Origin of the sequence: Rhodocytophaga aerolata, assembly GCF_030503435.1 — a bacterium.
Classification (GTDB): Bacteria; Bacteroidota; Bacteroidia; order Cytophagales; family 172606-1; genus Rhodocytophaga; species Rhodocytophaga aerolata.
This window is the reverse complement of record NZ_JAUKPO010000015.1, coordinates 160,547-166,874: the sequence shown is the minus strand read 5'-3', so window position 1 is coordinate 166,874 and position 6,328 is coordinate 160,547. Positions and strand designations below refer to the sequence as shown.

General features: G+C 39.8%; 5 protein-coding genes. 3 read left to right on the top strand and 2 right to left on the bottom strand.

Annotated features, from left to right (window positions below; translation table 11 throughout):
- Nucleotides 1-1,071: 1,071 nt before the first annotated feature.
- On the bottom strand, nucleotides 1,072-1,485 hold the full coding sequence (locus tag Q0590_RS22370; RefSeq protein ID WP_302039841.1) for a VOC family protein: 414 nt from the start codon (nucleotides 1,483-1,485) through the stop codon (nucleotides 1,072-1,074).
- 603 nt (nucleotides 1,486-2,088) lie between these two features.
- A complete protein-coding gene (locus Q0590_RS22365; RefSeq protein ID WP_302039840.1) occupies nucleotides 2,089-2,511 on the bottom strand; it encodes a T9SS type A sorting domain-containing protein in 423 nt (140 codons plus the stop codon).
- 738 nt (nucleotides 2,512-3,249) lie between these two features.
- Between Q0590_RS22365 and Q0590_RS22360 the strand changes: the two genes are divergently transcribed.
- From Q0590_RS22360 to Q0590_RS22350, 3 genes are all read left to right on the top strand, one after another.
- A complete protein-coding gene (locus Q0590_RS22360) occupies nucleotides 3,250-3,456 on the top strand; it encodes a hypothetical protein (protein ID WP_302039839.1) in 207 nt (68 codons plus the stop codon).
- 275 nt (nucleotides 3,457-3,731) lie between these two features.
- On the top strand, nucleotides 3,732-5,546 hold the full coding sequence (locus Q0590_RS22355) for a glycoside hydrolase family 9 protein (protein WP_302039838.1): 1,815 nt from the start codon (nucleotides 3,732-3,734) through the stop codon (nucleotides 5,544-5,546).
- Nucleotides 5,547-5,641: 95 nt separating this feature from the next.
- Entirely contained in the window at nucleotides 5,642-6,247 is a 606-nt protein-coding gene (locus Q0590_RS22350; RefSeq protein WP_302039837.1) for a polysaccharide deacetylase family protein, read from the top strand.
- Nucleotides 6,248-6,328: the final 81 nt, after the last annotated feature.

Here is a 6,328-nt window from a genome sequence, read left to right as displayed (position 1 = left end):
CGCCAGGGAGTAGAGGGATTTTGCGCTTGCGAGCTGCTGTAGGAGTCGTTGCCCTCGCTATCTGAAAAGTAGTAGGTAGCTGCTTGAGCCGGCAACAGGCAGATAAAAAATAAAAAGAAAAAAATAATTCTGGCGATTTCATAATGCAAGTGTGTCTTTGGCATGTTTATTGTTTGATTAGCGTTACTTTCATAGTTGGTATCGTTTAAGAATAGGTGGCATAAGTAAAATTCAAAATTACAGAGCTTGCATTTACAGTCTGTTTCAAAAAAAATGTAAAAAGCACGCTTGCCATAAAGTGAGGCTTCTAACAGAAGATGAAGTGCAGGAAGAGGCGGCAGAACGAGCAATACACAAGTTTACCCTCATTTATTAGGCTACATAATCGCCTACTCAACAGGTAATTAGCTGCTTTCTGATTTTTCTCTCTTAAAAAAATATAGTTGCCTTTGCATTTTAAAAAAGCTCTTTATTTCTTCACTACTAAAGAAGAAATAAAGAGCTTTTTGATGAAAACTGACTTTATTTTGAGAAAATACAACCTCATTGTGAATAAGGTACAGTCAAAACAGAACGACTAGCAAGATATCCTGCAAAAAATTGACCCTCTTATCCGCGTAAAATTTTTCTAGAAATTTATAGCTAACTAGCAAAGGCTGATTGATTCAGTTTTTGTACAAAATAAGACTATGTATTCAAGTATAGAGTATAATTATTCTACAGGAAGTATAGAGGAAGGTTAACAAATAATGAATTCTAGTAAATATATTAATTCAGAGTATAAGCGATAGTAAGCAGCATATCTTCCTTTCAACTTGGATGACCTATTTGGTGATTGGAAGCTTTTCCAGAACTCACCTGATCAACAGAAATTTAGTTCATGGATAGGAAGTGTGTATAAACTTCCTAAAGTAGATGGTCAATTACAAAGCCAAAAGTGAGGATAGTATAGACCTAAGTAGTATAATCAACGCAGTAAAAAAGACATCTGTTGCAGATAGCCGTCCAATAACTTTAACAAGAATTTATGTAGAAAACCAAACACCATAAAAGATGGATAATAACTACTTTTTATGAGAAGAAAGGCTTTATCTCTGCTTCAGTAAGCAGTGGGAAAGCTCTTTTGCATAACTGTAATGCTAATCCCCATGGATCTCTCAACATGACCAGAAGTGTGCCATCTGCGAACTGATCCTCTTTTTCCCAACTAGCTCCTGCTTTTACTAATCTTTCCGCATCTTCTTTCGGTTGAAAAGAAACAAATGCCAAATGTAATTGAAGGGGGTCCATCTGCTTGTAAACCGGCACATTCTCAGCAGGTTTCTTATATATCTCAAGTAACGTTCTGCCACTATCATCAGAAAGAAAGGTAGTAAAAGGAGCTACGTCTAACTGCCTAACCACGTGCATACCGAGATGTTGAGTGTACCAGTGTGACATAGCCAACGGATCTTCTACATTAAGAGCAAAGTGTTCAATTTTCATAAATGAGCAATTACTTGGTTGGTATAAGAAAGCTAAACTAATTTTTATTGGATAAAATACCTATACTGGCAGTGTTTTACTTTTAAATTGTCTGAACATAGCTCTGATTGAACATATCCTGCAGCTATTGATAAAGGTTTGTTGCTGTCTTGCAGGGTATACAACTCACTGGTAGTAATATAAAAAATCTCGTCTTCTAAAATAGATAAGTTTATAACAACTGTACTTCTTGTGCATGTGCCGGCTGCAGTTTAGGGAATAGTATAAGCATTATTGAAAGGGTGAGTACCTCAATCACAGACATACGTATTTTCGGGGAGACGAACTATAAACCTGGGCCAGAACTAGATTTCTGATATGGTTTTCTAATCCTAGAATGCCTTAATTGGTATAATAATAAGCTTCTCTTTTAAGCTATCCTGCTCCCAGTATCAGTAAGGAATAAGGTTAGGTGTATTTGCTAAGCTTAGGAGGCAATTAACATGATGGATCAATTAATTAGGGAATTCTCAATCGTAGAAAATGAGTACGGTAGCTAAAGTAATACAGCAGGAATACCATGTAGGTATAACCTGCTGCAGAAATAGCCAATAAATGTGGGCTTTAAAAAGCTTTAGCCATATGCTGCCGATTTTCTACGGCAAAACTATTGGCATACCGTTGAGTAGCACTCTCAATTACCATGGTGTAAACTCCTTTTTCCAGCTGTGATAAATTGAATTTACTGTAAATAATAGAACCATTGCCTACGGTTTTTTGGTAAACTAACTCATTCTGGCTGTTAGTGATGAGGATTCTTACTTTTTTATGTTCCGGATTTTCTACATGCACGTTAATCATTTGTTCATTTTCTACAGGATATAAGGCTATTTTTAAGTCTTCAGTGATCTGGGTATGAATAGGCGCATTGTCTACAAATTTAACATCTTGGGCAGCCGCTGTTCCGGTCATGAAAAAAGCACCAGATACAAAGAATCCGGCAAGTAAGTTACGAAGGGTAGTCATTGAAGTAGGAAGCGTTTTCATAGTTTATTGTGTCTTTCGTTTATTTAAAAGGTAAGTGATACACGGTGTGTACTAGTCAATATGAAAATTTGATACCAGATCATGGCATAACAACCTGGTTGAGGCTATAGTATAAGTACTTTATAAATGGATGGTATTTAGCAGGTACAGGCGGTAAATAGGCTAGGAGAATAATTGATCCAGTTTTGGTAGGTCAGGCATATATTTTAAATGGAGTAGCAACTAGTGTCCGGATTTGGAACAGCAAGTGTCCGGATGTGGGCATTTGAAAGAAAAAGATTGGATAAAAGTCAGCAAAAGGCGAAAAATAACCTGCTACCAAGGCTGCCAACCGAACAAGATTAATTTCCCAATAATCAAAAACGTTAATCGTCTTTACTAAAACTTGCTTTCAGGAGGCAGCTTATATAGTCTAAATTGAATAGGAAAACAAAAAGCCCTCCTAATGGAAGGGCTGTTTAGTAAGTCAGAATGAAATATTTTGAAACTTTCAAGTTTCAAACCTTTAAATTACGACTGTTTAGCCTAGCTGTCAATACTTACTTTTATGAATTTTACCTGATCATTACACCATCAATTAAGAAAAAAGTCATCATTTCCATGATGCAGTGTATTTTTAAGTAGTAGCAAAATACTGTAACTTGTCTTAATTTTCAAAGGATGCAAATTAAGCCAGTGCAGAGTATGTAGGCACAGCATTATCAAAGAGTTTAATACATCATTAATTAATCTTTACCTATGACCGCAACCACCTTATTGTTACTTGCCCTCATTGTTTCAAAAATATTACTCCTCACAGTGATCTTTTTTCTGTGGAGGTCCAATACAAGATTGAAAGAAGCAAATCATATTATTTTTCTGATGAGAAGAAGGGGTATAATCAATGAAAAAGATTTGGAAGACTTAAGAAAAACGGCTGTTAAACCAAATATATCTGCCCGGTAAGACCCTTCCTATGGCTATATACTGAGCCGTCAATATACAACCAAAATGCGTAATTAAGTAGAGTACATTAATCAGTGTTTGAAAAGCCTGTTTGCTTTTTTCTAAATAATCCACTAACAACGGTAGAGGGTAGCTTGCCTCTGGCTGAAGTCTAAATGATAAATCAATAGTATTGCCGGAATAAATAATCAGATACTGTTTCTTGTTTCTGATTGCCCTGCTACTATATTCGCTAAACGGATACATTTTTTAGAAGCTTGCCTTTCTGCTTTCTTATGTCTTTACGTAATTTCATCCTTAGTTTATTCCTGCATGTTTTCTTCATTACCTTCCTAAAAGGACAAGATCATTCCCAAGCCTGGATCAGAATTAATCTAGTAGGCTATGCGCCTGCAGGGGTGAAGGTGGCCGTGTATGGCACAAAAAATACAAGCCAGTCCATTCAAACTTTTGAACTCGTAGAAGTAAAAACAGCCAGAGTGGTGCTTAAAAAAGCGGCTGGAAAAGATTTTGGAGCTTATGGTCCCTTTGTGCATGCCTTTCGGCTCGATTTTACCCAGTTTTCTGTGCCTGGAACCTATTATTTACAAGCAGGTTCCGCCCGGTCGCCAGAGTTTTCCATCCGGGAAAATATATATGAGGGCACAGCAGATTTTGCTTTGCGGTACATGCGCCAGCAGAGAAGCGGCTATAATCCGTTCTTGAAAGATTCCTGTCATACGCATGACGGCTATACTGTATATGGACCCATGCCGGATGGAACCCATATAGACGTAGCCGGCGGCTGGCACGATGCCACAGATTATCTGCAATATGCGACTACTTCGGCCAATGCTACCTATCATCTGCTGGCCGCTTACCGCGACTTTCCTGAAAGTTTCACAGACAAACACCAGGCAAACGGGTTAGTAGGAACCAATGGACGGGCAGATGTTCTAGATGAAGCAACCTGGGGCTTGGAATGGCTCATGAAAATGCATCCCCGGGCCGACTGGATGTTTAACCAGTTAGCCGACGACCGGGATCATGCAGGGTTCCGGATGCCTAACAAAGATACTGTAGATTATGGGTATGGAAAGGGCAAAGGCCGGCCGGTCTATTTTATTACTGGCGACGTGCAGGGCTTGGGGAAATTTAAAAACCGGGCAACTGGCACTGCTTCTACAGCCGGAAAATTGGCCAGTGCTTTTGCACTCGGCTCCCAGCTATATGCTGCTCTTGACCCAACCCTGGCCCAAACCTTAAAAGTGAAATCACTATCAGCTTTTCAATATGGACAGGCCAAACCAGGCGTAGCACAGACAGCTTCTGTAAAAGCTCCTTATTTTTATGAAGAAGATAACTGGGTAGATGATATGGAATTGGGCGCAGCAGCTATGTATCAGCTTACCAATGACAAAAAGTATTTTGAACAGGGAATGGAGTATAGTAGCCAGGAACCAATAACTCCCTGGATGGTCAAAGATACTGCCCGGCATTACCAATGGTACCCGTTCCATAATTTCGGCCACTACGAGTTAGCTTTGAAAAGTGACAAAGAAGCCAGAGCCAAACTGATGAGTTATTACAAACAAGGAATTGAAAAGATATGGCAACGGGGTAAACATAATGCCTTCTACCGGGGTGTTCCCTTTATCTGGTGTTCCAATAACTTAACTACTTCTTTTGCCATCCAATGTTACCTGTACCGGACACTAACCGGAGACCAGACATATATACAATTAGAGCAGGCATGTTTCGACTGGTTGTTTGGCTGTAATCCCTGGGGAACGAGTATGGTTTATGGGTTGCCAGCTCAGGGAGATACACCGGTTGACCCCCATTCTTCATTCACGGTGCTGCATCAGTACCCCTTAGATGGCGGCCTGGTAGATGGGCCCGTGTATGGTAAAATTTACAACAGTTTATTGGGGCTTAAACTTGGAAGTGCCGATGAATATGCCCGGTTCCAGTCAGACCTGGTAGTATATCATGACGACTATGGAGATTACAGCACCAACGAACCGACCATGGATGGTACCGCCTCCTTAATCTATTTACTGGCAGCTAAAGACACTGACTCCAGGAGGGGAGTCCGGGGAAAAAAGTAGTAACTGATTCGCAGGGTGCCATTGTACGTGGCGATGTTTCCAGAAAAGAGTTAGCCCTGGTTTTTACAGGAGATGCATTTGCCGATGGGGGAGAAATGATACAAGCTACTTTGCAACAACAGAAAATAAAAGGATCTTTTTTCTTAACCGGTAACTTTTATGCCAATCCGGACTATGCCACTTTGATTAGGAAATTGAAGAAAACCGGCCATTACCTGGGGGCACATTCAGACAAACATTTGCTCTATGCCGACTGGACTAACCGGGATAGTTTGCTGGTAAGTCAAGAGCAGTTTATACAAGATCTACAGGCGAATTATGCCCTCATGGCTACCTTTGGCGTAGAAAAGAAGCGTGCGGTGTATTTTATTCCTCCTTTTGAATGGTATAATGCCACTATTACTCAATGGACAAAAGAAGCTGGCTACAAATTAGTCAATTTCACACCCGGCACACGTTCCACTACAGATTATACCTATCCGGAAATGGGAAAGCGGTATGTGTCTTCTGATCAGATTTATCGCTCCATCTTGGCGTGTGAAGCTACCGATACACATGGATTGAATGGGTTTATACTACTGATGCATGTCGGGACTGACCCTCGCAGAACAGACAAATTCTATTTCCAGCTGGATAGATTAGTAACTGAGTTAAAAAGCAAAGGGTATAAATTTGTGAGAATAGATGAATTGCTAGAGTGATGAAGGGTGCCAAGAATCCCTTTTGAAGAACACAGAAAAATTAAAGTATACCAAGGTATCCTGGTTTGTGCTTTTACTTTG